We start from the raw sequence: 24,968 nt of genomic DNA on the forward strand, positions 1-24,968 counted from the left end.
CCCCGAAGGGCCTTACCGCTCGACTTGCATGTGTTAAGCACGCCGCCAGCGTTCGTCCTGAGCCAGGATCAAACTCTCCGTTGAAATCTATATGTCAACCACGGCAAGCCGTGGATAACAGACAAACGAAAAACGATCCATTGCAATCAGAAACAAATCAAACTGACTTGAATCCAGAAAAATTACAAAGGAATCCAATCACAAAACCATGAACCATGGCCTGTGAATGGGGGTTAATGCTAAATTTCGGCATTGACTTTCGGCACGCTGTTGAGTTCTCAAGAATCGGACGCACACCGCGCTCTCAGACTTTCATCCGAAGCTCCGGGGCAACCCGCCAAACTTTACTGTTTCGTCCAGGCCCGGTCAAATCGGCCCTTTTCGATCCAGTTCCCTGCGTGACTCAGCGGCCCAAACCCGCGCGAGGCGCGTCTCGGCTACCAGGAACCTTCAGGGAGTCCGGAGCGACCGGCCGCTTTCGCGTCCCGCACTCGCTCCAACAAGAAGAACATTACTGACATTCACGGTGAAGATGCAAATCGGGGGGTTGGGGCCCGCCAGGAGGGGTACTGACGGGCCCCGCGCAGGTCAGGACTTGCGCTTGGTGACCTCTTCGGTGGCGGTCGGGAGCACCTTGTGCAGGTCCCCCACCACCCCGAAGTCGACCAGCTCGAAGATCGGCGCTTCCTCGTCCTTGTTGATCGCGACGATGGTCTTCGAGGTCTGCATGCCGGCCCGGTGCTGGATCGCGCCGGAGATGCCTGCCGCCACGTACAGCTGCGGGGACACCGTCTTGCCGGTCTGGCCCACCTGGTAGGCGTGCGGGTACCACCCGGAGTCCACAGCGGCCCTGGAAGCGCCTACAGCTGCGCCCAGGGAGTCCGCGAAGGCTTCGACGGGACCGAAGTCGCCACCGGTCCCCCGGCCGCCGGAGACGATGATCGCGGCCTCGGTGAGCTCCGGCCGGCCGGTGGCCTCCCGGGGCTTGGAGTCGGTGATCCGCGCGGTCTTGGCGGCGTCGGAGATCGTCACGTCGAACTCCTCCACCTCCGGCGAGGTCTCGGCCGCCTCGGGGGTGGCCGCGTTCGGCTTCACCGTGATGATCGGGGTGCCGTGGGTGACCTTGGCCTGGACCGTGTAGTTGCCGGCGAACACGGACTGGGTGGTCACCGGGCCCTCCTGCACGTCGACGGCGTCGGTGATCAGGCCGGACTCGAGCTTGACCGCCAGCCGGGCAGCGATCTCCTTGCCCTCCGCACTGGACGAGATCAGGATCGCGGCCGGCTCCACCTTGGCGGCGACCTGCTGCAGCGCCTCCGCCTTCGGGGCGACCAGGTACTGCGAGAGCTCCGGGTCGGTCAGCGCGATCACCTTGGTGGCGCCGTACTGGCCGAGGGCCGGGAGGGCGTCCTGGACTCCCTCGCCGATGTAGACCGCGACCGGCTCGCCGAGGCGGCGGGCGATGGTGAGGAGCTCCGCGGTGGTCTTGCGGACCGTGCCGCCGGTGTGGTCGACGAGAACGAGAACGTTCGACATATTCGGGTCGCTCCTCAGAGGAACTTGTTGGTGGACAGGAACTCGACGAGCTGGGCAGCGCCGCTGCCGTCCTCGTCGGCGACGATCGTGCCGGCCGTGCGCGCCGGACGGGCGGTCACCTCGGTGACCTCGGTCCAGGCCGACGCCTGGCCCACCTGGTCGCCGGACAGCTCCAGGTCGGCCAGCGACCAGGTCTCGACCGGCTTCTTCTTCGCCGCCATGATGCCCTTGAACGACGGGTACCGCGGCTCGTTGGCCTGGTCGCTGACGCTCAGCACCAGTGGCAGCGTGCCCTCGACGGTGTCGCTGGCGGTGTCGCCGTCACGGCGGATCTTCACCGTGGACCCGTCGACGGTCACCTCGGAGCCGAGCGTGACGGCCGGCAGGCCGAGCCGCTCGGCCACCATCGCCGGGACGACACCCATGCCACCGTCGGTGGAGCCCATCCCGAACACGACCAGGTCGGCCTCGAGCTTGCCCAGCGCCTTGGCCAGGATCAGCGAGGTCGCCACGGCGTCGGAGCCGTGGATCGCGTCGTCGATGACGTGGACGCCGGCGTCGGCGCCCATCTGCAGACCCTTCTTCACGGCGTCGGCGGCCTGCTCCGGCCCGACCGTGAGCACGGTCACCTCGGCGTCGCCGTTCTCCTTGACGGTGAGCGCGGTCTCGACGGCGTACTCGTCCAGCTCGGACAGCAGCCCGTCGACACCGGCGCGGTCCACCGTGTTGTCCTCGGAGCGGAAGCGGCGGTCCGCGGTGGCATCCGGCACGAACTTCGCGCAGACGACGATCTTCATAGCGTGTGGGACCCCTTCTGGTTAACGGTCTCTCCCAGCCTGCCACGGATGTTACTCACGAGAAACATAAGACGTGTGCGAGTCCCATCACAGTTACGCTGGCTCGGTGACCGAGACGTTACCTCTAACCGGCGAGCGGACCGCTCCGGGGATCTGGCACGAGAACTACTGGTTCGCGCGCCACGAGGCGGCCTACCGCTGGATCGTGGACTGGGCGAGGCCGAACGGCCGGGTCCTCGACGCCGGGTGCGGCGAGGGGTACGGCGCTGAGCTGCTGCGGGCCGGCGGCGCGCGGCAGGTGTTCGGTCTCGACTATGAAGGTACGAGCATCCGGCACGCCGCGAAGGCTTATCCACAGCTCAATCTGGTCCAGGGCAATCTCGTGCAGACCGGGTTCGCCGACGAGAGCTTCGGACTCGTCACCAGTCTGCAGACGATCGAGCACCTGTGGGAGCAGCCGCGGTTCGTCGCCGAGTGCGCGCGGATCCTCGTGCCGGAAGGGACACTCGTGCTCACGACGCCCAACCGGCTGACCTTTCCGCCGGGCAACTGGTACCACACGCGGGAGCTGACGGCGGACGAGCTGGTAGCGCTCGTCCAGCCCGAGCTGGAGATCACCGACGTGCTCGGGCTGCACCACGGAGAACGCCTCGGAGCGTGGGAGTCGCAGTACGGCGACTGCGTTCGGAGGCAGCTGGAGACCGAGTACGCGCAGTGGGACGACGGGTTGGTGGAGCTGGTCACCGGGACCCGTCACACCGACTTCGAGCTGCGCCGTGACGGACTCGACGAGTGTCTGGACCTGGTGGTCGTCGCGCGGAGACCGGACAACCACGCGGAGTGACCAAAGGTCACGATCTGGGACACCGGCCGGTCTTCCACAACCACGGCTCTTCCTGACGCATCTTTCTGTGTGTCACAGTCTGCTACCCGCGGTCGCCTGGTGGCGCCCGCCGAGATCCCGTGGGGGGACCAGAGCACATGAAGAAACTCTTGCTGGTGGGCGCTGCCGTGGTCGCCGCCGGCGCGACGGCACTCGCGGCCGTCTTCACGGGCGGCCCGGCCGCCGGTTCGCCGGTGGTGCACACCGTCGTCGTGTCACCGAACCCGTCCGACCTCACCCCGCGGGTGCAGGACGGCGCGGTCTACAAGATGCTCCAGCTCGGCGGCATCATGTTCGCCGGCGGGCAGTTCAGCAGCGTCAAGCCGTACAACAACAGCGCCACCATCGCGCGCAACCGGCTGTTCGGGTTCAACCCGGTCTCCGGCGGGCTGACGGCGTTCAAGGCCACCTTCAACTCCGAGGTCTGGGCGCTGGCCACCGACGGCAAGTCGCTGTGGGTCGGCGGCTACTTCAACTCCGTGAACGGTGTCGCCCGCACCGGCGTCGTGAAGCTCAACCCGTACACCGGCGCCGTCGACCCCGCGTTCAACGCGAAGCTGAGCGGCTCGGTCACCGACCTGGCGATCGTCAAGGGCCGGCTGATCATGGGCGGAACCTTCGCCAAGAAGCTGGTCGCGGTGAACCCGGCGACCGGCGGAGACACCGGCTACATCAACCTCGCGATCACCGGGAAGCCGCAGAGCGAGCTGGCCGGTCAGACCAAGGTGTTCCGGTTCGCTGCCAACCCGGCCGGCACCCGGCTCGCGATCGTCGGCACCTTCACATCGATCGGCGGCCAGGCCCGGCAGCGCGCGGCGCTGATCAACCTCGGCACCAAGGCGACCGTCAGCGGCTGGTACTCCCCGCTGTTCGACAAGCCCTGCAACAGCGCGCACCCGACCTGGACCCGGGACGTCGACTTCTCCCCCGACGGCGCGTTCTTCGTGATCGTCACGACGGGTGGCGGGTTCCCGAACGACAAGACGCGGCTCTGCGACTCCGCCTCCCGCTGGAACGCCAACGACTCCCGTACGACGTACCCGGTGTGGGCCAACTACACCGGTGGCGACACGTTGCTCTCGGTGCAGGTCACCCGGGCCGCCGTGTACGTGCAGGGGCACCAGCGCTGGATGAACAACCCGGGCGGATCGGACTTCGCCGGACCGGGGGCGGTGTCGCGGCCGGGGATCGCCTCGCTGAACCCGAACCACGGGCTCGCGTACTCGTGGAACCCGACCAAGGACCGTGGCGTCGGTGGGTACGACCTGCTGCTCACCGCGGCCGGGCTCTGGGTCGGGTCGGACACCACCCACATCGGTGGCGAGACGCACGAGCGGCTGGCGTTCCTGCCGCTGCCGTAGGACTACCGGCCAAGCAGCTTTCGAGTACCGGCCATCGATCGAGGGTCGGTACTTGAAACTGCCGGTGCGACGCTCAAGTGCCGACCACCGATCGGTGGTCGGTACTTGAAAGGTGCTGGTGGGGTCAGGGGCGGACGAAGCGCTCGATGATCTTGCCGACGATCAGGTAGACCAGCGCGGCGATCCCCCAGTTCACCAGCAGGGTGTTCTTCGCGGTCTCCAGCCGGAACAGGTCCTTGAACGGGCCGACCAGGTCGTGGCCGCGCTCGAGCACCCAGCGGACGATCTCGTTGCTCTGGTTGGCCTGGTCGAGCGCGGTGAACAGCGCGCCCAGGGCAAGCACCGCCGCCGCCAGTACGGCGAGCAGCCAGACCAGCGAGGCGATCAGGTTGCGCAGGCGCTTCACGCCGGAGCCGACGGTCGACATCGCCGCGCGGCCCTTGCCCGAAGCCGAGGACGACGAGGAGGACTCGCGCGCCTTCCGCGCCGCAGCCAGCGGGTTCTCCCCCGGCTTGTTGCCCGAGGCACCGGTCTGCCGGGTGATCACCGACGTCGCCGCGGTGTCGTCGGCCTTCGGCGCGGCCGCCTTCGCCGCCGCCTCGGCCTCGCGGGCCTTCTGCGCGGCGACGATCTCGGCCGCGGTCTGCGGTTTGGTCTTGGTCGCCGTCACGCCCGAACCGCCGGCGTCCGCACCACCCGTGCCCGAATCACCTGTACCGGAGCTGCCGGAGCTGCCGGGATCGGCGCCCGGCTTCGCCTGCTCGGCGTCGGCGGCCTTGGCCGCCTTGTCGTCGTGAGTACCCACGTCGTCCATCTCCTCAGCCGGGGTCGGTTCCTCGTCCGCCACCTGTGCCGGCGGCCGCTTCCGCCGGTTGCCCGGGACCGGGCGGGGCGACAACCGCCGCCGTACGCCCAGCGGGCGCTGGTCCGTACTGTCCAACGTAGCGACGCCGGGCCCGTCCGTCACGATCGGCACCGGGTCGACCGCGCGGTAGCGGGCCTGCGTGATCGAGCCGTCGGCCGCCGCCTGGTCGAGCGCCGTCCGTACGTCGGCAGCAGAAGTCACCGCGTCCGTGGACAGGCGTGCGGCGCCTGTCTGGTCAACCACGCGGGGGCTCCTCTCCGACGACTTCCGGGACATACTGCCCGACTGGTGAGTAACTTGAGAACCCCTCGGCGTCCTCCGGTTCACCAGCCGTAGCAGTACGGTTACCCACCCCGGTACCGTCCACACCACCCGCCACGCCGCGTACGGGCGGGATTTCCGCACCACCGGTACCTTCCGTACCACTCATCCCAGCCCGCAACCGCGCCGCCGTCTGCTCGTTCTCCCGCGCCAGCCCGTCCAGGTAGGCCCGCCGCTCCGCGTCAGCGGCGTACCGGCTGACCCGGTCGCGCACCACGACAGCCGGTACGCCGACCGCCACCGCGTACTCCGGAATGTTGCCTCGGGCAACACTGTTGGCGCCGACCACCGCGCCGCGGCCGATGTCGGTGCCGCGGGTGACGGTGACCTTGGTGGCCAGCCAGCAGTCCGGGCCGATCCGGACCGGCGACTTGACCAGGCCCTGGTCCTTGATCGGCAGGTCGAGGTCGTCGGTCTTGTGGTCGAAGTCGCAGATGTAGGTCCAGTCCGCGATCAGCGTGGAGGCGCCGATCTCGACGTCCAGGTAGCAGTTCACCGTGACGTCGCGGGCGAAGACCACCTTGTCGCCGATCCGCAGCGTGCCCTCGTGCGCGCGCAGCCGGGTCTCGTCGCCCAGGTGCACCCACTTGCCGAGCACGATCCGGCCGTGGCCCGGCCGGGCGACGATCTCCAGCTTCTTGCCGAGGAAGACGAACCCCTCGGTGACCACCTGCGGGTGCCGCAGCTTGAACCAGGCGAACCGCCAGTAGCGCTTCAGGTAGTACGGCGTCCACGCCCGGTGGCGGACCACCCAGCGCAGGTTCGAGTACGACAGCAACCGCATCAGGCCAGTATCTACTCCGCGACGCCGGTGATGGACACGTTGTAGTACAACTCGTCGGGGACAACCTGCGCGAGCACCTTGTCGACCTTCGACAGCTGCAGCCACGACTTGTACGCGAACATCCGCCACCCGAACCCGAGCTTCTGCTCCGGTACGGCGGCCTCGAAGGTCCGGATCGGCCAGCCGACCCACGCGGCGGTCAGCTCCTCGGTCACCGTCCTCACCTCGACCGCACCGGCCCGCGTGGCCGTCCGGGCCAGCGTGTCGGGATCGAAGGTGTGCAGGTCCACGACCGCCTCGAGCGCGGCCGCGCGCGAGGACTCGTCGAGCTCGGCCTGCGGACGCCGCCAGTCCGACAGCGCCGGCAGCTTGGTCAGGTTCGTGGTCGCCCACCAGGTGAACCGGGACAGCCGCCGGGCCACGAAGTCGCCGTACCGGGTCGGTTCGCCGCAGATCACGAACCGGCCGCCCGGCTTGAGCACCCGCAGCATCTCGCGGAACGCCAGCTCGACGTCGGGGATGTGGTGGATCACCGCGTGCCCGATCACCAGGTCGAAGGTGTCGTCGTCGTACGGGAGCTTCTCGGCGTCGGCGACCTTGCCCTCGACCTCGAAGCCGAGCGTGGCCGCGTTCTTCTTGGCCGCCTCGACCATGCCCGGGGACAGGTCGGTGACGTGCGCCTCGGCCAGGACGCCGGCCAGCTTCAGGTTGAGCGTGAAGAAGCCGGTGCCGGCGCCGATCTCGAGGGACTTGCCGTACGGCCAGCCCTGGTCGCCGGCGATCGCGGTGAAGCGGTCCTTGGCGTAGCTGACGCAGCGTTCGTCGTACGAGATCGACCACTTCTCGTCGTACGTCGAAGCTTCCCAGTCGTGGTAGAGCACCTGGGCGAGCTTGTTGTCGTTCCAGGCCGCCTCGACCTCTTCGGCGGTGGCAGCGGGCTTTTCGGCGGAAGTGGTCATCAGATTCCCTTGAACTCGGCCTTACCAGGGCCGTTCTCGACGAAGGACTTCATCCCGATCGCGCGGTCCTCGGTGGCGAACAGCCCGGCGAACTGCTGGCGCTCGATCTCCAGCCCGGTGTGCAGGTCGACGCCGAGCCCGGCGTCGATCGACTCCTTCGCCGCGCGCAGCGCCAGCGCGGCGGCCACGGAGAACTGCGCGGCCCAGGCGACAGCGGCGGTGTAGACCTCAGCAGCCGGGACGACCTTGTCGACCAGGCCGATCGCCAGCGACTCGGCCGCGTCGACGAAGCGGCCGGTGTAGATCAGGTCCTTGGCCTTCGACGGGCCGACCAGGCGGGACAGCCGCTGGGTGCCGCCGGCGCCGGGGATGATCCCGAGCAGGATCTCCGGCTGGCCGAGCTTGGCGTCGTCGGCGGCGATCCGGTAGTCGGCGCACAGGGCGAGCTCGCAGCCGCCGCCGAGCGCGTACCCGGTGATCGCGGCCACCGTCGGCTTCGGGATCGCGGCGACCGCGGACAGCGACGACTGCAGCGGGCCGGAGCGGCGGACCATGTCGGCGTACGACATGTCCGCCATCTCCTTGATGTCCGCACCGGCGGCGAACACCTTCTCGCCGCCGTAGATCACCACCGCGCGCACCGCGTCGTCGGCGGCCGCTTCCTCGGCGGCGGCCCGGATCTCCTCCTGGACCTGGACGTTCAGCGCGTTCATCTTCGGCCGGTCCAGCCGGATCGTGCCGACCCCGTCGGCCACCGTCAGGTTGACGAACTCGCCCATCGCCTCGCTCCTCCAGTCGTGGTACTACCCGCGGGTCACATCCACGGCACCGTACCGGACGACGATTCCGATCATCCGCACCGGGCACCGGGTGGCCATGAGTGACGACAAGACCATCACCGTGACCCGCACGATCAACGCCTCGACGAAGGATCTCTTCGACGTCCTGACCAATCCCGAGCGGCACGCCGAGCTGGACGGCTCCGGGTTCGTGGTCAGTGACGAGAAGTCGAACCGGATCACCGGCAGCGGGCAGGTCTTCCGGATGAACATGACCGGGGACCACATGGGCGGTGAGTACCAGACGGACAACACCGTCGTCGGGTACGACCCGAACCACCTGGTCGCTTGGCAGACCGCTCCGGCGGGCACCGAGCCGCCCGGCTGGCAGTGGGTCTGGGAACTCAAGGCGCTCGACGCCGGCGACACCGAGGTCACGCTGACCTACGACTGGTCCAAGGTGACCGATCGGGAGATCCTGCAGAAGGTGACGTTCCCCCTGGTCGGCCAGGACCAGCTCGAGGACTCGCTGGGCAACCTGGCCGCCGCGGTGGTCAAGAACTGAGCGGGGTGGGAGCCAAGCTCCCACCCCGCGTCCACCTCCGCCCCGAGGTGGTCAGAGGTCGACGGGCTGGCCGGCCGCTACCGAGCGGCGGGCCGCGTCGACGATCCGGAGGGTGCGCAGACCGACCGCTCCGTCCGGCTGCGGTACGACGGCCGGCTGCTGCCCGGCGACCGCCGGGCCGGAGGCGCGGACCGCCGAGAGGAACTCCCCGACCATCGCGGCGTCCAGGTTGCCGCCGATGCCCAGGTAGACCTCACCCGACAGGTCGGTGCCACCGACGTGCTCCTCGAACGGCGCGATCTCCACCGACCCGTTGGTGCCGGTCACCTGCAGCGTCACGCCACCCCAGGTCGGGCCGTTGTCCGGCATGCTCCAGGAGCAGTCGATGGTGGCCAGCAACCCGTTGGCGTACGTGATGGTGACCAGACCGCCGGTCTCGACCGCCACGTCCTTGTCCTGGTGCAGCACGTGGTTTGCGGCCGCGTGCACACGCGCCGCCTCGACCCCACCGGTCAGGCCGTCGATCAGGTCGGCGCAGTGGACGGTGTGGTCGACCAGCGCTCCCCCACCGGCGAGCTTCGCATCGGTGAACCACTGGCGCTGGTCGTACGGGATCTTCCCGTTGTTGGTCCCCAGCACAGCGAACACGTCGCCGAGCCGTCCCGCCTCGACCGATGCCCGCAGCCGCCCGTACGACGGCGCGAAGCGCACCGGGTAGGCAACCATCAGGATCGTCCCAGCGTCCGCACAGGCAGCCAGCATCGCCTCGCCGTCAGCGACCTCGGTGGCCAGCGGCTTCTCGCAGAGCACGTGCGCACCGGCGGCCGCGGCCCGCTCGACCAGCGGCCGGTGCAGCGCGTTCTCGCTCGTCACCACCACCGCGTCCGGGCCCCAGGCGAACAGTTCGTCGTACGAGTCGACGTAGGCGATGCTGTGGTCGGCCGCGAACGCCGCACCGCGCGGGCCGGCGTCGGGCGCGGAGGCGCCGTCCGGGTCGGACGACAGCACCTCGACGTCCGGCAGGCCGGCCAGCAGCGAGCAGTACGACGACGCGTGCGTGTGCGCGAACGAAGCGATCGCAACCTTGAGGCTCATCGGGCCACTCCCGCCGGGTCGAAGCTCTTCATGTCGATCGTGCGCCCGGTCTCCATCGAGGCCCGGGCGGCTTCGGCCAGGTAGACCGCCGCCGCGCCGTCCGCGGCGTCGACGCGCGGCTCCGCCCCGCCGCGCAGGGCGACGGCGAACTCGCGCAACTGGGTCAGGTACGGGCTCTCGCCGAGCGTGTTCGCGGGGATCAGCAGATCGCCGGTCGATCCGCCGCCCTGCAACTCCTCGGCGTACCCGCTGTCGTCGGCCGACGAGAAGTGCAACTGGCCGGTCGCGCCGGCGATCGCGAAGGTGGTCTTGAACGGTGTCCCGGGGGCTCCCCAGGTCGCGCGCAGGTGGCTGATCGCGCCGCCGGAGTGGGTCAGCGTCACGTGCGCCGCGACGTTGACCGGGGAGATCCCGTCGACCGACGGCGGGCTCTGCACGGCGTACACGCTCTCGACCTCGCCGCACAGCCAGCGGGCCTGGTCGAGGTCGTGGACCATCAGGTCCATGATCACGCCGCCGGAGCGGGCGACGTCGCGGTACCAGCCCTTACCGGCCGGCGAGCTCGCCTGCCGGGAGAAGCGCGCCACGGCGACCTGGCCGATCCGGCCCGCCCGCACCGCCTCGTACGCGGCCTGGTACGCCGGGAAGAAGCGGACCACGTGCGCCGGGTAGAGCTTCACACCGGCAGCGGCCGCGGCCGTGGACAGCTCGTGCGACGCCGCGGCGGTCAGCGTCAGCGGCTTCTCGCAGATGACGTCACGGCCGGCCTTGATCGCGGCCAGCGTGACCTCGTGGTGGGTCGCCGACGGGGTGACGATGTCGACGAACTCGACCGCGGCCAGCAGTTCGTCGAGCGTGCCCGCGACCTCCAGCCCGTACTCGGCCGCCAGCTCGTCGGCGCCGTCGACGGAGTGGACCAGGACGCGCGCGCCGAGCGCCTTCCAGGCCTCGACGTGGACGTGGGCGATGTTGCCCGCGCCCACCATTCCGACCGTCAGGCCGGTGAGATCAACCATCAGCTTTCCTTACTTGAGACCGGAGAAGGCAATACCTTCGACGACGCGACGCTGCAGTACGACGAAGAGGATCAGGACGGGGGCCATCGCCATCAGCGCGGCGGCCATCAGAACGCCGGGCGAGATCGTGCCCTGGTAGCCGGCCAGGGTGGCCAGTCCGACCGACAACGGCATTTTGTCAGGACTTGTCGCAATGACCAACGGCCACAGCAGATCTGCCCACGATGCGAGCACCGTGATGATCGCCAGCGAGATCAGGCCCGGCTTGGCGACCGGCAGCACGACCTTCCAGAACGTCTGCCACGGGTTGCAGCCGTCCAGCCGGGCCGCCTCCTCCAGCTCGGCCGGGACGGTCCGGAAGAACTGCATCATCAAGAAGGTGCCGAAGGCACTGAAGATGCCCGGCGCGATGATCCCCTGGACCGAGTCCAGCCAGCCCAGCGACCGGATGATCTGGTACTGCGGGATCAGGTACACCTGGCTCGGCACCATCAGGATGGACAGGATCAGCGCCAGCATCAGCCCCTTGAACCGGAACGACATCCGGGCGAACGCGTACCCGGCCATCGAGCAGAGCACCAGCTGACCGATCGTCCGGCCGGCGGTGACCGCGACCGACACCCAGAACTGGTCCAGGAACGGCAGCCGCTGGAACACCTCGGAGAAGTTGCTCCACTCCAGCTCGGCCGGGACCACGTCCGGCGGCACCGACTGGATCTCGGCCTGGCTGGAGAACGCCATCTTCAGCTGCCACAGGAACGGGAACATCATCACCAGGCTGCCCAGCGTCAGGACGACGTGCGCGAGCCGGTTGCTGCCGAGGCGTTGCGTGTTGTCGCGCTTAGTCATAGCTCACCCACCGGCGCTGGAGACGGAACTGGAACAGCGTCAGCAACCCGACCACGGCCAGGATCAGCACCGCGACGGCCGCGGCGTACCCACGGTCGTTGCCGACGAAGGCCGCGTCGTAGAACAGGAAGACCAGCGACTGCGTCTTCGGCATCACCGGGTTGGTCGGCCCGAGCAGCGCGAACAGCTGGTCGAACAGCTGGAAGCCGGCGATCGTGGTGACGACCGACAGGAAGAAGATCGACGGCGTCAGCAGCGGCACCGTGACCGAGCGGAACTGCTGGAACCGGGAAGCGCCGTCCAGCGACGCCGCCTCGTACAGCTCGCCCGGGATGCCCTTCAGGCCGGCCGACAGCACGATCATGTTGAAACCGATCGACATCCACAGCCCGAGCAGCGCGACCGCGACCAGCGCGAACCACTGCTCGGTGATCCAGGACGGACCGTCGATGCCGACCAGCTTCAGGGCCTGGTTCAGGACGCCGTACTCGCCGTTGTAGATGATCCGCCAGACCAGCGAGATCGCGGTCGGCAGCGCGACGTACGGGAGGAAGAACAGCGTCCGGTAGACCATCGCGCCGCGCAGCCCGGGACGGTTCAGCAGGCTCGCGAACAGCACGGCCAGCGGGATCCCGAGCAGCACGATCGCGGTGTAGACGACCGTGTTCACGATCGCCCGGTAGACCTCGCCGTCGGCGACCAGCGTGGTGTAGTTCGCGGCCCCGACCCACTCGCTGCCGCCGAACGGCCCGGTCTCGGTGAAGCTGTCGTACAGGGTCTTCAGCAACGGCCACAGGTAGAAGACCCCGACGCCGAGAAAGGTCGGCAGGACGAACAGCCAGGGCCACCCGCCGTCGGCCCGCCGCGCCTTCACTTCTCCTTGCCCAGCGCCTCGTCCATCTTCGCCGCGACCGCGGGCCCGACCTCGGACATCGGCTTGTCACCGCCGAACGCCGGGGCGATCTCGTCGGTCTCGAGCTTGTTCCAGACCGAGGTGTCCTTGCTCACCGGGTACGGCTCGGAGTACTCCGCGGCCGCGTCGATGAAGGTCTTCAGCGCGTACGGCGCGGAGCTCACGAAGTCGGCCTGGGTGCCGTTGAACGCCGGGTTGGCGGCGCCGGCCTTGGCCTGGATCAGCGCGGCGTCCTTGCCGCCGAGGAAGGCCAGGAAGGCCGCCGCGGCCTGCGGGTTCTTCGACTTGGCGCTCATCACGTTGGCCAGCCCGTGGATCGGCGTCTTGCGCTCGCCGTTCGGGGCCTTCGGCAACGGCAGGATGGCCAGGTCGTTCTTGACCGGCGACTTGAGCGCCATCGAGACCAGCCAGTTGCCGTTCCACATCATCGCGGCCTTGCCGCTGAAGAACCGCTCCCGGCCCGGGGTCTCGGCGTTCTGCGCCGCGGTCGGGGTGTAGCCGGACTTGACCATGTCGGACCAGAACTGCAGGCCCTCGACCGACTTCGGGTCGCCGTACCCGGACTTGCCGTCCTTGATCACGTAGCCGCCGTTGCTCATGATCGCCGGGTAGTAGTTGCCCTGGTTACCCAGTTCGTCACCACTGGCCCAGATGCCCTTCGGGCCGAGCGCGGCCTTCAGCTTCGCCGCGGCGGCCTTGTAGTCGTCCCAGGTCCAGTCGGCCGTGGGCTCGGCGACCTTCGCCTCCGCGAACAATTTCTTGTTGTACCAGAAGGCGATGGTGTCGAAGTCCTTCGGTACGCCGTACTGCTTGCCGTCCCAGGAGTAGAGGTCGTCCAGCGCCTTCGGGTAGTTGGCCGGGTCGACCTGCTTGCCCTCGATCAGGCCGTCCAGCGGGGCCAGCTGCTTGTTCGACGCGAACAGCTGGATGTTCGGGCCGTTCATCCAGAACACGTCGGGCAGGTTGTCCGAGGAACCCTGGGTCTTCAGCTTGGTGAAGTACTGGTCGAAGGTGGCCAGCGAGATCGACACCTTCACGTTCGGGTACTTCGCGTTGAACGCCTTGACCAGCTCCTGCATCGCGGGCTGCTGGTTGACGTCCCAGATCGCGTAGGTCAGATCGCCCTTCACCTGGGCGGGGTCGTCGGGGACCTTGGCGTCACCGGCGTCGGTGCCGGAGCCGCCGCCGCAGGCGGTGAGTGCGGTGGCGGCCAGAACGACGCCGGCCACCAGGGCTGAGATTCGCATGGTTTTTCTCCTCGGCTCCAGGCTCGAGTGGTAAAATCTTACCAACAGTGCGCATGGGTGTTCACAACAGCCTTTCATGAACACTACCAACATCGCTAGAGACAACTCTTGCCCGTTGTACACCTCTTTGACACGTCATGGGCAGAATGTGCCGGTGACCGAAGCCACCGCCGCCCCGAACGAGCTCGGCCCTGCCCTCGACCCGGACGTCCGGCTCGGCGCGCAGGTGCACACCGACGGCACCACGTTCACGCTCTGGGCCCCGGCCGCCGAGCGGGTGGAGCTCGCGCTGCTCGGCCCGGACGGCGCCCAGCGCAACCTCGACCTCGCCCACACGGGTGAGTACTGGACGGGGTTCGTGCCCGGGATCGGGCACGGCCAGCGGTACGGCTACCGCGTGCACGGCCCGTTCGACCCGTCGCACGGTCTGCGCTTCCACCCGTCGAAGCTGCTGCTCGACCCGTACGCCCGGGCCGTCGACGGCGACCTCGACTTCGCCAGCCCGCTGATCTACGACTCCTCCGACGGCGACTCGGCCGGGCACGTCCCGGTCGGCGTGGTAGTCGCGGACGGTGCTCCGCCGCCGCCGATCAGCCGCCCGGTCCCGTGGAGCGAGACGGTCATCTACGAGCTGCACACCAAGGGCTTCACCAAGCTGCACCCCGACGTACCGGAGCACGAGCGCGGCACGTACGCCGGTCTGGCGCACCCGTCCGTGATCAACTATCTGACCGAGCTCGGCGTCACCTCGGTCGAGCTGCTGCCGATCCACCAGTTCCTCACCGAGCCGGCGATCGCCGCCCGCGGCCTGCCGAACTACTGGGGCTACAACACGCTGAACTACTTCGCCCCGCACGGCCCGTTCTCGTCGGCCGGCTCGGCCGGCGAGCAGGTCGCCGAGTTCAAGGCGATGGTCGCCGCGTTCCACGCCGCCGGCATCGAGGTGATCCTCGACGTCGTCTACAACCACACCGCCGAGGGCGGTTTCGACGGGCCGACGCTGAGCTTCCGCGGGATCGACAACCGCGCCTACTACCGGCTCACCCACGGCGGCGTCACCTACGACGTGACCGGCACCGGCAACTCGGTGAACACCGCGCACCCGCAGGTCCGCCGGCTGGTGATGGACTCGCTGCGCTACTGGGTCGAGGAGATGGGCGTCGACGGCTTCCGGTTCGACCTGGCCGTGACGCTGATCCGCAACGAGCGGCACGAGGTCGACACCGCCGACCACCCGTTCCTGGCCGAGGTGGCCGCCGACCCGGTGCTCGGCCGGGTCAAGCTGATCTCCGAGCCGTGGGACGTCGGCCCGTTCGGCTACCAGGTCGGCAACTTCGGGACGCCGTGGTCGGAGTGGAACGGCAAGTTCCGCGACTCGGTCCGCGACGTCTGGCGCACCTCCTCGTACGGCGTGCAGGACCTGGCCTACCGGCTGTCCGGCTCCAGCGACCTGTACGGCGACGACGGGCGCTACCCGTACGCGTCGATCAACTTCGTCACCGCGCACGACGGCTTCACCCTGCGCGACCTGGTCTCCTACGACCACAAGCACAACGAGGCGAACCGCGAGGACAACCGCGACGGCACCGACGACAACCGGTCCTGGAACTGCGGGGTCGAGGGCGAGACCGACGACGCCGGCGTGATCGCGCTGCGGAAGCGGCAGATGGCGAACCTGATGACGACGCTGGTGCTGTCGACCGGCGTACCGATGATCACGGCCGGGGACGAGTGCGGGCGGACGCAGTACGGGAACAACAACGCCTACTGCCAGGACAGCGAGATCTCCTGGTTCGACTGGACGCTGCCGTCGGCCTGGTCGGAGCACCTCGGGCTGACCAAGCAGCTGCTCGCGCTGCGGGCCGCGCACCCCGCGCTGCGGCAGTGGCACTACTTCTCCGGGCAGCCGGTGGTCGCGGGCGGCCGCAAGGACCTGTCCTGGATCGCGCCGCACGGCGGCGAGATGACCGAGCAGGACTGGCACGACGGGAACCTGCGCACCATCGGCATGTTCCTGGCCGGTGACGCGCTCCGCGGTACCGATGCCGAGGGCAACGTTCTGACCGACAACTCGTTCCTGCTGGTGCTCAACGCGACCGCCGACGCCCGCGAGGTCGTCGTCCCGGACGCGTCCTGGGCGCCGGGGTACGAGGTCGTCGTGGACACCTCGGGGTCGGGTGTCACCGAGGTCGAGGCAGGGGCGCGGGTGCCGCTCGCGCCGCGCTGCGTGGTGCTGCTTCGCGCACTCTGACGGGTTGTTAACCTTCGCGCCGTATCTTCGTTGGTCACCTGCTGTTCACGCGAGGGGGGACCAATGTTCTTGTTGCGCCGCGAAGCCCGGGAACGAACCACGCCCATCGGCGCGCTGCACCGCGCGGTGACCCGGTGGGGCGAGGCCGACCGCTCCAGCTCGCGGCTGGCGTTCCGCCGCTGGTGCGACGGTGTGGCGTACGTCGACGTCCAGGCGCGCACCTACGCGGAGTACTGGAACCGCCAGAACGAGCAGGCGCTCGCTGCTGATGGACCGCTCTGGGTGGTGCTCGGTGACTCGACCGCCCAGGGTCTTGGCGCGTCCTCTCCGCAGCACGGGTACGTCGGGCAGGTGCTGCGCGCGCTGCGCTCGACCGGTACGCCGTGGCGCGTGCTGAACCTGTCGCGTTCCGGCGCGCAGACCAAGCACGTGCTGAACGACCAGCTGCCACTGATGGACGGGCTGCAACCAGCGCTCGTCACCTGCGGCATCGGTACCAACGACGTCCTCGGTACGCCGCCGAAGCGTTTCCGCGACCACCTGCGTCAGGTGATCGGCCGGCTGCCCTCCTCCTCGGTGGTGATGGACCTGACCGTGCCGGACCGTTTCTGGCGCGTGGGCGGAGCTATCAGCCCGTACGTGACCAGCGTGAACCAGCTGATCGGCTCTGCTGCGTTGGAGCGTGGTCTGCCGGTTGCGGAGGTCTCCCGGTACGCGCGGCCGCCGTGGCGTGGGCTGCTCGCGGCTGACAACTTCCACCCGAACAACTTCGGCTACCGGCAGCATGCTGACGCACTGCGGGCGGCGCTGCCTGCTGTGCATCTGCAGCGGTCGTAGCCGTCTTACAGCGGTCGTAGCCGAGCCCAGCTCGCCGCGTCCGCCCAGATGGGGTGCGGAGTCAGGTAGGGCCTGAGCAACGCGGTCAGCGCTGGATCGCCCTGGCCGTTGAGCTCCGCCGTGGCGATCTGGCGGGCGGAGCCGGCCAGGAGGTCGGCGAGCTGCACCCGCGGGTCGGTGCGGGAGTCGGTCTGCCGGAAGTCGAGTGGCGCGTGGTCCATCAGCAGGTCGACCTGGTCGATCCGGTACGGCGTCAGCGCGCTCTGCTCGTCGTGGACCATCGAGATTGCGTTGCCGTCGGCGTACCAGTACTGGGTGGTCTCGACGAGTGCGGGGATCAGCACCTCGAGCGGCGGCAGCAGCGTGCGGTCGTCGAAGAGCCGGTCCCGCAGGGCCTCCAGCGGCGCGCGACTGATCCGCAGGCCCGGCTCCAGCGGGGTGAACTCGGCTGCCACCGCCAGGAAGTCGTCGGTGCGCTCGTCGTACATGGTGCGGTTCTTGGAGCGGAGCAGGTCGATGAAGCTCTGCAGCAGCGTCCACCAGATGTCGCCGTGCGCCGGGCCCCGCCGGTGCAGCGCCAGAGCGGTCGCCGGGTCGTGCGGGTCCAGGCTGGTGCCGGTCCGGTAGTCGAAGCCGTTGGTGAAGAGTGCGGTGAGCCGGCCGGAGAGCAGGTAGTACTTGTCGGTCAGCTGTACGGCGGACCGCCCGAGCAGCGGCCCCTCCGGACCGAGCAGCCAGGTCAGCGCCGGCCGCTGCTTGAACAGCCGCGCCGACTTGTACTCCCCCGCGACGAACCGCGACCGCTCCCGCAGCTCCTCCACCGCCCGACGGGCCTCCCCCGGCCCGATCCGCACACTCGCATGGGTGAACACCCGGGTGTCCGGGTCGAGCAGGTTGGTCCCCGAGAAACCGGACTCGTCGCAAGCGACCTCGACGAGTCCTGACCAGACCGGCTCGACGGACATCACCCCATGGTGGTCGGCGACGCCGACGGGCGCCACCTATTTGCCGAGCAGGCCCTCCAGCTTGTCCAACGCTCTCCGGCTCTCCCGGCGCACCCCTACCGGCACGAGCGCCGCCCGGCCGGGCACGCGGACTCCCCCGGTCATCGCTACCCGCGTGCCTCCACCTGGTTCGGCCACTGCCGCCATACCGATCACCAGGAACCTGCTCTGCAGCCAGCACCAGCCAGCGCGGTACTGGCCTTCCAGCCGAGCCCGCATCCCCCAGCGACTCCGCACCAGCAGGACAACGCGGTCGCCAGTACGCCGTACCAGCTGGGCTGAAGCTATGTCTGCCTGGATCGCGACCAGTACCTGCGGATCAGCCAGCAGCTCACGGACTCGCTCCACCGGTGCGTCCACGACCCGCTCGGTCACCGACGCGCCGGGAACGGCCGCTGCCAGCACCCGGAACCGCTGCACGTCGTCCAGCTCGATGGCCGGCCACTGGTCGCTCATGCTCGCCACGCCTTCCGGAAGCTCACCCGGGCTCGGTTCAGCCGGGACTTCGCCGTACCTGCTGGGACGTCGAGCAGCGCGGCCACCGCGCGCTCGTCGAGGCCTTCGAGATCGCGCAGCACCAGCACCGCCCGGTGCTCGGGTGACATCCGGGCCAGCGTGTCCCACAGGTCGACGAGGGTCTGCGGGTCGGTCCGCGCCGGGAGCTCGGTCAGGTCGGCAGGGACCTGCCGCTCGGCCGCCCGCGACACCTTGATCGCCTCGCGCACCGCGATCGTCCGAGCCCAGCCGAACACCGCCTCCGGCTCCCGCAGCCCCGGCAGCGAACGGAAGACCGCGATCAGCGCCTCCTGCGCGGCGTCGGCGGCGTTGGCCAGGGCGATCGGCGCACAGATTCGCCCGACGTACGGCGCGAGCCGGTCGAGCAGGTCGTTCATCGCCACGGTGTCCCCGCCCTGCGCGGCCCGGACGAGGTCCCCGATGTCCTCGGTCACCGCAGAATGGTCTCAACCCGGGACGTGGAAGTGGGGGACGCCGACGCCCGGACCAGGTGCAGGTCGGCGAGCGCGAGCAGGACGCAGGCCGGGGTGTAGGCCAGCAGGTTGAGCCAGAAGAACGCCGGTCCGGCGTCGGAGGTGAAGACCCACACCACGCCGAGCAGTGCGCGCGCTGAGGCGCCGAGTGCCACCGCCGCGACCACTAGCCGGCTGAGGCGCGAGCGGTCGATGCGCAGTACGCACCAGGCGATCATCAGGTGGAACGCGGCCAGCGGGAGGACCACCTGTGGTGAGAAGTCCAGCGCCATCCCCAGCACCGCCAGCGACATCTCCCGCTCGTCGCTGGCCGGCCAGGTCGCTCCGGTGGCCCAGTACACGTGGGCCAGCGCCAGTACGATGTGGAGCCCCGCAACGACTCGTCTGATCAGCATGCTCGTCTCCTTCTCGGGTCGGACACCCGGAAGAGGAGGCGACAGCGGCAAACGTTCCCTGCGGTGACTCAGTTCACAGCGGGTCTTTACTCTGCCCCTGGGGCAGGGTGTTGAGTACCCCCATGCTGACCATCAGCGAGTTCGGGCGCCGGTCCGGGCTCTCCCAGAAGGCTTTGCGCCTGTACGACGTGTCGGGGCTGCTGCCGCCGGCTCAGGTCGATGCCAGCGGGTACCGCCGGTACGACGAGGAGCAGCTCGAGCGTGCCCGGCGGATCAGCATGCTCCGGCAGGTGGAGATGCCGCTGGCCACCATCGCCGAGGTGCTGGCGGGTAGCGACGAGCAGGCGCTGGTCCGGCTGGATCGGTGGTGGGCCGCCGAGCAGGCGACCACCGAGTCGCGGCAGGCGACCGTGCTGTACCTGCGCGACCGGCTGCTGCAGCACGGGTCGCCGGGGTTGAGCCCGCGGCCGGTGCTGCTGCGCGACGTACCGGAGACCAAGATCGCCTCGGTCCGGGTGGACGTCGATCAGCAGACGCTGGTCGGGAACATCGTCGCCTCGACGCTGGAGATCCGTACCTACCTGGCCACGGCCGGAGCCTCGATGCCAGGTGACTCGTGGGTGATCTTCCACGGCGCGGTCACCCCGGAGAGCGAGGCGACGGTCGAGATCTGCGTGCCGTTCACCGGGCTGGTCGACCCGGCCGGGTCGATCGGGATCCGGATCGAGCCGGCCCACACCGAGGCGTACTGCGTGCTCAGCCGCGCGGAGTGCATGTACCCGCGGGTGATGCACGCCTACGACCTGGTCGAGGACTGGGTTCGCGACGCCGGCCTCCCGACCGCCGGGCCGAGCCGCGAGATCTACCACGCCGGCTACCGGCACCTCACCGACACCGACCCGGCGGTCGACATCGCCCAACCGATCAGAGGAACCGCATGAACTACGCCGACCAGACGCCGTACAGCGACCCCGGCCAGTACGCCGCGCTGCTGGACGCTCTCCCCACCGACATCCCCGGCCTGACCGCGGTGATCCGCAGCGTGGTGATCCACTACCGCGGCGGAGAGGTCGAGTTCACCGGCGAGCGGCTCGAGGAGGTGAACAACCGCTGGGTCGAGGCGATCCTGGCAACCGACCAGCAGCGCAACGGGTGTCCGCTGGCCGAGCCGCGCAAGCTGGAGGACCGGGTCGCGGGCTGCTGCCGCGACTTCGCGCTGCTGCTCGTCGCGGCCCTGCGGCACCAAGGTGTTCCGGCCCGCACGCGGATCGGCTTCGCGTCGTACTTCAACCCCGGCTGGAACTACGACCACGTGATCGCCGAGTACTTCAACGGCGAGCGCTGGGTCCGCGTCGAGGCGCAGATCGAGCCCGGCGAGCACTGGGGCTTCGACGTGCACGACATCCCGGCCGGCCCGTTCCGGTCGGCGGCCGAGGTCTGGCAGGCGTATCGGGCCGGGGAGATCGACCCCGACCTGTACGGCGTCAGCCCCGACCTCGACATCCGCGGCGGCTGGTTCATCCGCGACTACGTCTTCCTGCAGGCCGCCCACCTGCACGGCGACGAGCTGCTGCTCTGGGACGGCTGGGGCGCGATGGCCGACGACCTCGAGATGGACCTCGCCCCGACCGACGAGCTCGCCGCGCTGCTCGTTGCCTTCGACAACGGCGACGAGTCGGCCACGGCGAAGCTCGCCGACTGGTACCGCAGCGATCCCGATCTGCACCCGGGCTCGACGATCGAGGTCAACTCGCCGACCGGCGGGGCGCCGTACCGGGTGGATCTGAAGACGCGGGAGCGGCTCGTCAACGGCTGATCGTGCAGCGGCCGTCGGCGCAGACCCGGCGAAGACGGCCTCGGGAGATGGTCTGGGCGAGCCCGATCGCCCAGCAGGTCGGGCATCCGCGCAGGGCGACCAAGCCGATCGGTGCCAGTAGCAACGACACGGGACCGACCACCGGAAGCAGAGCGACTGCGGCGACCAGGGCCCCGAAGCCGACGGCACCGCGGATGAGGTGCCGGGGCAACGACGTGCTCGCGAAGTCAGTCACGGAGCTCCTCCACCAGCGCGGACCGCGCCCGATGCAGCCGCGACTTCATCGCCGCCGTGCTGAGCCCGAGCGAGTCGGCCACCGTGCGCCCGGGCCAGCCGAGCAGGTCGCGCAGCACCAGGACCTGCCGCTGGTCGTCCGGGAGTGCCGCGACGGCCAGCGCGACCCGCTCGAACTCCAGCCGTCGCAGTACGTCGTCCTCCGCCGACGGCTGGAGCCGGGCGTCGGGCAGCAGCTCCGGGCGCCGGCGTACGAGGCGGAGGCACTCGTTGCGGACGATCCGGAACATCCACGACGCCAGCGCACCCGTCGCCCGCAGCGTCCCGATCTTGCGGTACAGGATGAGGACGGCCTCCTGCGCCGCGTCCTCGGCGTCCTCCGGGGTCGAGCACAGCGACCTTGCGAACCGGCGGACGTGCGGGTGCGACCCCGAGACCACGGCCGCGATCGACTCGACGTCGCCGCGCTGCGCGGCGACCACCAGGTCCTCGGCGGGCCAGGCCTCAGCCACGGGTGCGACCTCGCTTCCGGAGCAGGGTGACGGTGCAGACACAGACCAGTACGGCGGCACCGGCGACGATCGCGGCGACGGTCATGAGTAAACCTCCTGTCCGGGTCCGGCGGCTGTTGCCGGCCCACGCACATCAGAGGCATCGAGGCACGAAAAGGATTCAGGAAATCACCGAGCCCCCGTCTGCTGCTCCAGACGGGGGCTCGGTGGTGCGGTGCGGCAGGCTCAGAACTCCGAGCCGGCCGGGAGGTCCGGGGTGTCCGGGTCCTCGGGGTCGGACGGACCGGCGGCGAGGCCGAGCTCGGCCGGGCTGGCCAGCATCGGGTGCTTGGGCAGGACGCGCACGGTGTAGCCGAACGGGCCGGTGCGGTCGAGCTTCAGCTCACCCTCGAAGCGGTGCCGGTTGCCCTCGTAGGTCTCCGCCAGCCGCAGCGAGACCCGGACCGGCTCGGTGATCTCGTCGGCCGAGTCGACCCGGCCGTGCAGCGCCTCGACGTCGATGTCGTTCGGGTTCAGCTCGCCGAGCGTCACGAACGCGCGGATCCCGACCGTCGTGCCGAGCTGCGGCGTGTCGCCGAGGCCCTGCAGCTCGACGTGGTCGACGCGGATCTGCGGCCAGGCCGCCCGGACCTGCTTCTTCCACGCCGCCAGCTGCCGGGCGCCGTCGTACGTCGAGTTGAGCTGCCGCGACGACTGCGCCGCCGGGACGTACAGCCGCTCGACGTAGTCGCGGACCATCCGGGTGGCCAGCACCTTCGGGCCGAGCTCCTTGATCGTGTGCCGCAGCATCTCGATCCAGCGGCCCGGGACCTCACCGTCGTAGAACCGCGGCGCGACCTGCTTCTCGATCAGGTCGTACAGCGCGTGCGCCTCGAGGTCGTCGCGGCGGTCGGTGTCCTCGATGCCCTCGGCCGACGGGATCGCCCAGCCGAACTCGTCGTCGTACCACTCGTCCCACCAGCCGTCGCGGATGGACAGGTTGAGCGCACCGTTCAGCGCCGCCTTCATGCCCGACGTACCGCAGGCCTCGTACGGACGCAGCGGGTTGTTCAGCCAGACGTCGCAGCCCGGGTACATCGGCTGCGCCAGCGCGATGTCGTAGTCGGGCACGAAGACGATGCGGTGCCGGACCTCGGGGTCGTCGGCGAACCGGACCATCTCCTGGATCAGCTTCTTGCCGCCCTCGTCGGCCGGGTGCGCCTTGCCCGCGATCACGATCTGGATCGGGCGGGTCGGGTGCAGCAGCAGCGCCTTCAGCCGCTCCGGGTCGCGCAGCATCAGCGTCAGCCGCTTGTACGACGGGACGCGGCGCGCGAACCCGACCGTCAGCACGTCCGGGTCGAGGATCGAGTCGACCCAGCCCAGCTCGGCCTCGCTGGCGCCCCGGTTCACCCAGGACGCGCGGACCCGGGACCGGGTGTCGTCGATGAAGCGCTGCCGCAGCATCCGCTTGGTCTCCCACAGCGCCGCGTCGGTGGTCTTGTCCAGACCCTCGAAGATGCCGTCGGACTCGGCGGTGTCGGTGCGCGCGAAGGTCAGGTCGTGGATCTCGCGGGCCACCCAGGTCGGCGCGTGCACGCCGTTGGTGATCGAGGTGATCGGCACGTCGGCCGGGTCGAAGCTCGGCCACAGCCCGGCGAACATGCCGCGGCTGACCACGCCGTGCAGCTTGGAGACGCCGTTGGCGCGCTGGGCCAGCCGCAGCCCCATGATCGCCATGTTGAAGACGGCCGGGTCGCCGTTCTCGAAGTCCTCGGCACCGAGCGCCAGGATCCGCTCGACCGGGACGCCGTCGCCGAACACGTCCGGCGAGAAGTGCTGCTGGATCAGCTCGACCGGGAACCGGTCGATCCCGGCCGGGACCGGGGTGTGGGTGGTGAACACGGTGCCGCCGCGGGCGACCTCGAGCGCGGTGTCGAAGTCCAGCCCCTGGTCGGTGGCCAGCTCGCGGATCCGCTCGACGCCGAGGAAACCGGCGTGGCCCTCGTTGGTGTGGAACGCCTCCGGGGCCGCGTGGCCGGTGATCCGGCAGAACGCGCGGACCGCGCGGACACCGCCGACACCCAGCAGCAGCTCCTGGAGCAGCCGGTGCTCCGTCGTACCGCCGTACAGACGGTCGGTGACCTCGCGCTCGGCCGGCTCGTTGTCCTCCATGTCGGAGTCGAGCATCAGCAGCGGCACGCGGCCGACCTGGGCCACCCAGATCTGCGCGCACAGCTTGCGGCCGCCCGGCAGCGCCACCTCGATGGTGGCCGGCGCGTCGCCGTCGCGGAGCAGGCTGATCGGCAGCCCGTCCGGGTCGACCAGCGGGTAGCGCTCCTGCTGCCAGCCCTCACGGTTCAGCGACTGGCCGAAGTACCCGTGGCGGTAGAGCAGCCCGACACCGATCAGCGGTACGCCGAGGTCGCTGGCCGCCTTCAGGTGGTCGCCGGCCAGGATGCCGAGACCGCCGGAGTACTGCGGCAGCACGTGCGTGATGCCGAACTCCGGGGAGAAGTAGGCCACCGAGCTGACCGGGGAACCGGCGTCGGCCTGGAACCAGCGGTCGTCGGTGACGTAGCCGTTCAGGTCGCTGACCGCCAGCTCGAGCCGGCGCAGGAAGCCGTGGTCGGCGGCCAGCTCGTCGAGGCGGGCCGCCGGGACCTCGCTGAGCAGCCGGACCGGGTCACCGCCGGTGCTGCGCCACAGCTGCGGGTCGACAGCCTCGAACACGTCCTGCGTCTCGGGGTGCCAGGCCCAGCGCAGGTTGTTCACCAGGGTGCCGAGGCCGGTCAGCGGCTCGGGCAGGACAGGGCGGACGGAGAATCGTCGTATCGCTCGCACCGGGACACCGTAGCGCCCTGACGAGGCCGGAGCACCTTCGGTATGCATCGATTTTGCAACGCGAGCAAGATCTTGCAGGGCCTTCAGGCGGGGGCCCGCACGGAATTCGTGCAGAGCAGTCCGCAGTGTGGACGAAC

The 24,968-nt window shown here is 69.5% G+C and carries 25 protein-coding genes and 1 rRNA gene; 7 read left to right on the forward strand and 19 right to left on the reverse strand.

Features of this window, described 5'->3' with window-relative positions; genetic code table 11:
• The 3 genes from AB0M01_RS00005 to AB0M01_RS00015 all read right to left on the reverse strand — a co-directional run.
• Window positions 1-84 (reverse strand): 16S ribosomal RNA (locus tag AB0M01_RS00005); the annotation flags it as partial.
• A 504-nt stretch (window positions 85-588) separates the two neighbouring features.
• Window positions 589-1,536: an electron transfer flavoprotein subunit alpha/FixB family protein gene (locus AB0M01_RS00010; RefSeq protein ID WP_363664497.1), complete on the reverse strand. Its 948-nt coding sequence runs from the start codon at window positions 1,534-1,536 to the stop codon at window positions 589-591.
• Window positions 1,537-1,550: 14 nt separating this feature from the next.
• Complete coding sequence (locus AB0M01_RS00015) at window positions 1,551-2,333, reverse strand: electron transfer flavoprotein subunit beta/FixA family protein (RefSeq protein WP_363664498.1); 783 nt, start codon at window positions 2,331-2,333, stop codon at window positions 1,551-1,553.
• A 106-nt stretch (window positions 2,334-2,439) separates the two neighbouring features.
• Between AB0M01_RS00015 and AB0M01_RS00020 the strand changes: the two genes are divergently transcribed.
• Together AB0M01_RS00020 and AB0M01_RS00025 are read left to right on the forward strand one after the other, a co-directional pair.
• Complete coding sequence (locus tag AB0M01_RS00020; RefSeq protein ID WP_363664500.1) at window positions 2,440-3,177, forward strand: class I SAM-dependent methyltransferase; 738 nt, start codon at window positions 2,440-2,442, stop codon at window positions 3,175-3,177.
• A 137-nt stretch (window positions 3,178-3,314) separates the two neighbouring features.
• Window positions 3,315-4,577, forward strand: coding sequence for a delta-60 repeat domain-containing protein (locus tag AB0M01_RS00025; protein WP_363664502.1), 1,263 nt, complete (start codon window positions 3,315-3,317; stop codon window positions 4,575-4,577).
• A 124-nt stretch (window positions 4,578-4,701) separates the two neighbouring features.
• Here AB0M01_RS00025 and AB0M01_RS00030 read toward each other — a convergent pair whose 3' ends face one another.
• The 4 genes from AB0M01_RS00030 to AB0M01_RS00045 are packed head-to-tail and all read right to left on the reverse strand — an operon-like array spanning window position 4,702 to window position 8,285.
• A complete protein-coding gene (locus tag AB0M01_RS00030; RefSeq protein ID WP_363664504.1) occupies window positions 4,702-5,685 on the reverse strand; it encodes a hypothetical protein in 984 nt (327 codons plus the stop codon).
• On the reverse strand, window positions 5,678-6,547 hold the full coding sequence (locus tag AB0M01_RS00035) for an acyltransferase (RefSeq protein WP_363664505.1): 870 nt from the start codon (window positions 6,545-6,547) through the stop codon (window positions 5,678-5,680). The genes AB0M01_RS00030 and AB0M01_RS00035 overlap by 8 nt, the downstream gene beginning before the upstream one ends.
• Window positions 6,548-6,558: 11 nt before the next feature.
• Window positions 6,559-7,506: a methyltransferase domain-containing protein gene (locus AB0M01_RS00040; RefSeq protein ID WP_363664507.1), complete on the reverse strand. Its 948-nt coding sequence runs from the start codon at window positions 7,504-7,506 to the stop codon at window positions 6,559-6,561.
• On the reverse strand, window positions 7,506-8,285 hold the full coding sequence (locus tag AB0M01_RS00045; protein WP_363664509.1) for an enoyl-CoA hydratase-related protein: 780 nt from the start codon (window positions 8,283-8,285) through the stop codon (window positions 7,506-7,508). Before AB0M01_RS00045 ends, AB0M01_RS00040 begins: the two co-directional genes overlap by 1 nt.
• 97 nt (window positions 8,286-8,382) lie before the next feature.
• On the opposite strand from AB0M01_RS00045, the gene AB0M01_RS00050 reads away from it, so the two are divergent.
• Entirely contained in the window at window positions 8,383-8,850 is a 468-nt protein-coding gene (locus AB0M01_RS00050; RefSeq protein ID WP_363664511.1) for an SRPBCC family protein, read from the forward strand.
• Window positions 8,851-8,901: 51 nt separating this feature from the next.
• Here AB0M01_RS00050 and AB0M01_RS00055 read toward each other — a convergent pair whose 3' ends face one another.
• The 5 genes from AB0M01_RS00055 to AB0M01_RS00075 are packed head-to-tail and all read right to left on the reverse strand — an operon-like array spanning window position 8,902 to window position 13,970.
• A complete protein-coding gene (locus AB0M01_RS00055) occupies window positions 8,902-9,945 on the reverse strand; it encodes a Gfo/Idh/MocA family oxidoreductase (protein WP_363664512.1) in 1,044 nt (347 codons plus the stop codon).
• The gene (locus AB0M01_RS00060) at window positions 9,942-10,961 is read right to left on the reverse strand and encodes a Gfo/Idh/MocA family oxidoreductase (RefSeq protein ID WP_363664514.1); all 1,020 of its coding nucleotides are present in this window, start codon (window positions 10,959-10,961) and stop codon (window positions 9,942-9,944) included. Before AB0M01_RS00060 ends, AB0M01_RS00055 begins: the two co-directional genes overlap by 4 nt.
• 9 nt (window positions 10,962-10,970) lie before the next feature.
• A complete protein-coding gene (locus tag AB0M01_RS00065; RefSeq protein ID WP_363664516.1) occupies window positions 10,971-11,810 on the reverse strand; it encodes a carbohydrate ABC transporter permease in 840 nt (279 codons plus the stop codon).
• A complete protein-coding gene (locus AB0M01_RS00070; RefSeq protein WP_363664518.1) occupies window positions 11,803-12,684 on the reverse strand; it encodes a sugar ABC transporter permease in 882 nt (293 codons plus the stop codon). The genes AB0M01_RS00065 and AB0M01_RS00070 overlap by 8 nt, the downstream gene beginning before the upstream one ends.
• Window positions 12,681-13,970 (reverse strand): extracellular solute-binding protein, encoded by a 1,290-nt coding sequence (locus AB0M01_RS00075; protein WP_363664520.1) that lies wholly within the window; start codon window positions 13,968-13,970, stop codon window positions 12,681-12,683. Before AB0M01_RS00075 ends, AB0M01_RS00070 begins: the two co-directional genes overlap by 4 nt.
• Before the next feature lie 154 nt (window positions 13,971-14,124).
• Here AB0M01_RS00075 and glgX point away from each other — a divergent pair, with 154 nt between their 5' ends.
• Window positions 14,125-16,221 (forward strand): glycogen debranching protein GlgX, encoded by a 2,097-nt coding sequence (gene glgX, locus AB0M01_RS00080; RefSeq protein ID WP_363664521.1) that lies wholly within the window; start codon window positions 14,125-14,127, stop codon window positions 16,219-16,221.
• Between the two features lie 63 nt (window positions 16,222-16,284).
• A complete protein-coding gene (locus AB0M01_RS00085; RefSeq protein WP_363664523.1) occupies window positions 16,285-17,058 on the forward strand; it encodes an SGNH/GDSL hydrolase family protein in 774 nt (257 codons plus the stop codon).
• 5 nt (window positions 17,059-17,063) lie between these two features.
• On the opposite strand, the gene AB0M01_RS00090 is transcribed toward AB0M01_RS00085, so the two are convergent.
• Genes AB0M01_RS00090 through AB0M01_RS00105 form a run of 4 tightly spaced genes read right to left on the reverse strand, consistent with a single transcriptional unit; the run spans window position 17,064 to window position 19,446 of the window.
• On the reverse strand, window positions 17,064-18,023 hold the full coding sequence (locus AB0M01_RS00090) for a DUF3800 domain-containing protein (protein WP_363664525.1): 960 nt from the start codon (window positions 18,021-18,023) through the stop codon (window positions 17,064-17,066).
• A gap of 36 nt (window positions 18,024-18,059) precedes the next feature.
• Complete coding sequence (locus AB0M01_RS00095; RefSeq protein WP_363664527.1) at window positions 18,060-18,518, reverse strand: hypothetical protein; 459 nt, start codon at window positions 18,516-18,518, stop codon at window positions 18,060-18,062.
• Window positions 18,515-19,012, reverse strand: a complete 498-nt coding sequence (locus AB0M01_RS00100) for a sigma-70 family RNA polymerase sigma factor (RefSeq protein WP_363664528.1) — start codon at window positions 19,010-19,012, stop codon at window positions 18,515-18,517. The genes AB0M01_RS00095 and AB0M01_RS00100 overlap by 4 nt, the downstream gene beginning before the upstream one ends.
• Complete coding sequence (locus AB0M01_RS00105; RefSeq protein ID WP_363664530.1) at window positions 19,009-19,446, reverse strand: DUF3995 domain-containing protein; 438 nt, start codon at window positions 19,444-19,446, stop codon at window positions 19,009-19,011. The genes AB0M01_RS00100 and AB0M01_RS00105 overlap by 4 nt, the downstream gene beginning before the upstream one ends.
• 122 nt (window positions 19,447-19,568) lie before the next feature.
• Between AB0M01_RS00105 and AB0M01_RS00110 the strand changes: the two genes are divergently transcribed.
• Complete coding sequence (locus tag AB0M01_RS00110; protein WP_363664532.1) at window positions 19,569-20,387, forward strand: MerR family transcriptional regulator; 819 nt, start codon at window positions 19,569-19,571, stop codon at window positions 20,385-20,387.
• A complete protein-coding gene (locus AB0M01_RS00115) occupies window positions 20,384-21,262 on the forward strand; it encodes a transglutaminase-like domain-containing protein (RefSeq protein ID WP_363664534.1) in 879 nt (292 codons plus the stop codon). The genes AB0M01_RS00110 and AB0M01_RS00115 overlap by 4 nt, the downstream gene beginning before the upstream one ends.
• On the opposite strand, the gene AB0M01_RS00120 is transcribed toward AB0M01_RS00115, so the two are convergent.
• The 3 genes from AB0M01_RS00120 to glgP form a co-directional block, all read right to left on the reverse strand.
• A complete protein-coding gene (locus AB0M01_RS00120; RefSeq protein WP_363664536.1) occupies window positions 21,252-21,497 on the reverse strand; it encodes a hypothetical protein in 246 nt (81 codons plus the stop codon). The genes AB0M01_RS00115 and AB0M01_RS00120 overlap by 11 nt on opposite strands.
• Window positions 21,490-22,008: a sigma-70 family RNA polymerase sigma factor gene (locus AB0M01_RS00125; protein WP_363664538.1), complete on the reverse strand. Its 519-nt coding sequence runs from the start codon at window positions 22,006-22,008 to the stop codon at window positions 21,490-21,492. The genes AB0M01_RS00120 and AB0M01_RS00125 overlap by 8 nt, the downstream gene beginning before the upstream one ends.
• Before the next feature lie 225 nt (window positions 22,009-22,233).
• Window positions 22,234-24,831, reverse strand: a complete 2,598-nt coding sequence (gene glgP / locus AB0M01_RS00130) for an alpha-glucan family phosphorylase (RefSeq protein WP_363664540.1) — start codon at window positions 24,829-24,831, stop codon at window positions 22,234-22,236.
• Between the last annotated feature and the right edge of the window lie 137 nt (window positions 24,832-24,968).

It is taken from the genome of Kribbella sp. NPDC051770 (genome assembly GCF_040681455.1).
Classification (GTDB): Bacteria; Actinomycetota; Actinomycetes; order Propionibacteriales; family Kribbellaceae; genus Kribbella.

Bases quoted from the DNA above. Each gene is read 5' to 3' on its own strand.
- AB0M01_RS00115 (WP_363664534.1), top strand. From the start codon at position 20,384: ATGAACTACGCCGACCAGACGCCGTACAGCGACCCCGGCCAGTACGCC.
- AB0M01_RS00065 (WP_363664516.1), bottom strand. From the start codon at position 11,810: ATGACTAAGCGCGACAACACGCAACGCCTCGGCAGCAACCGGCTCGCG.
- AB0M01_RS00010 (WP_363664497.1), bottom strand. From the start codon at position 1,536: ATGTCGAACGTTCTCGTTCTCGTCGACCACACCGGCGGCACGGTCCGC.
- AB0M01_RS00025 (WP_363664502.1), top strand. From the start codon at position 3,315: ATGAAGAAACTCTTGCTGGTGGGCGCTGCCGTGGTCGCCGCCGGCGCG.
- AB0M01_RS00035 (WP_363664505.1), bottom strand. From the start codon at position 6,547: ATGCGGTTGCTGTCGTACTCGAACCTGCGCTGGGTGGTCCGCCACCGG.
- AB0M01_RS00015 (WP_363664498.1), bottom strand. From the start codon at position 2,333: ATGAAGATCGTCGTCTGCGCGAAGTTCGTGCCGGATGCCACCGCGGAC.
- AB0M01_RS00060 (WP_363664514.1), bottom strand. From the start codon at position 10,961: ATGGTTGATCTCACCGGCCTGACGGTCGGAATGGTGGGCGCGGGCAAC.
- AB0M01_RS00110 (WP_363664532.1), top strand. From the start codon at position 19,569: ATGCTGACCATCAGCGAGTTCGGGCGCCGGTCCGGGCTCTCCCAGAAG.
- AB0M01_RS00055 (WP_363664512.1), bottom strand. From the start codon at position 9,945: ATGAGCCTCAAGGTTGCGATCGCTTCGTTCGCGCACACGCACGCGTCG.
- AB0M01_RS00050 (WP_363664511.1), top strand. From the start codon at position 8,383: ATGAGTGACGACAAGACCATCACCGTGACCCGCACGATCAACGCCTCG.
- AB0M01_RS00095 (WP_363664527.1), bottom strand. From the start codon at position 18,518: ATGAGCGACCAGTGGCCGGCCATCGAGCTGGACGACGTGCAGCGGTTC.
- AB0M01_RS00105 (WP_363664530.1), bottom strand. From the start codon at position 19,446: ATGCTGATCAGACGAGTCGTTGCGGGGCTCCACATCGTACTGGCGCTG.
- AB0M01_RS00040 (WP_363664507.1), bottom strand. From the start codon at position 7,506: ATGACCACTTCCGCCGAAAAGCCCGCTGCCACCGCCGAAGAGGTCGAG.
- AB0M01_RS00085 (WP_363664523.1), top strand. From the start codon at position 16,285: ATGTTCTTGTTGCGCCGCGAAGCCCGGGAACGAACCACGCCCATCGGC.
- AB0M01_RS00045 (WP_363664509.1), bottom strand. From the start codon at position 8,285: ATGGGCGAGTTCGTCAACCTGACGGTGGCCGACGGGGTCGGCACGATC.
- AB0M01_RS00090 (WP_363664525.1), bottom strand. From the start codon at position 18,023: ATGTCCGTCGAGCCGGTCTGGTCAGGACTCGTCGAGGTCGCTTGCGAC.
- AB0M01_RS00075 (WP_363664520.1), bottom strand. From the start codon at position 13,970: ATGCGAATCTCAGCCCTGGTGGCCGGCGTCGTTCTGGCCGCCACCGCA.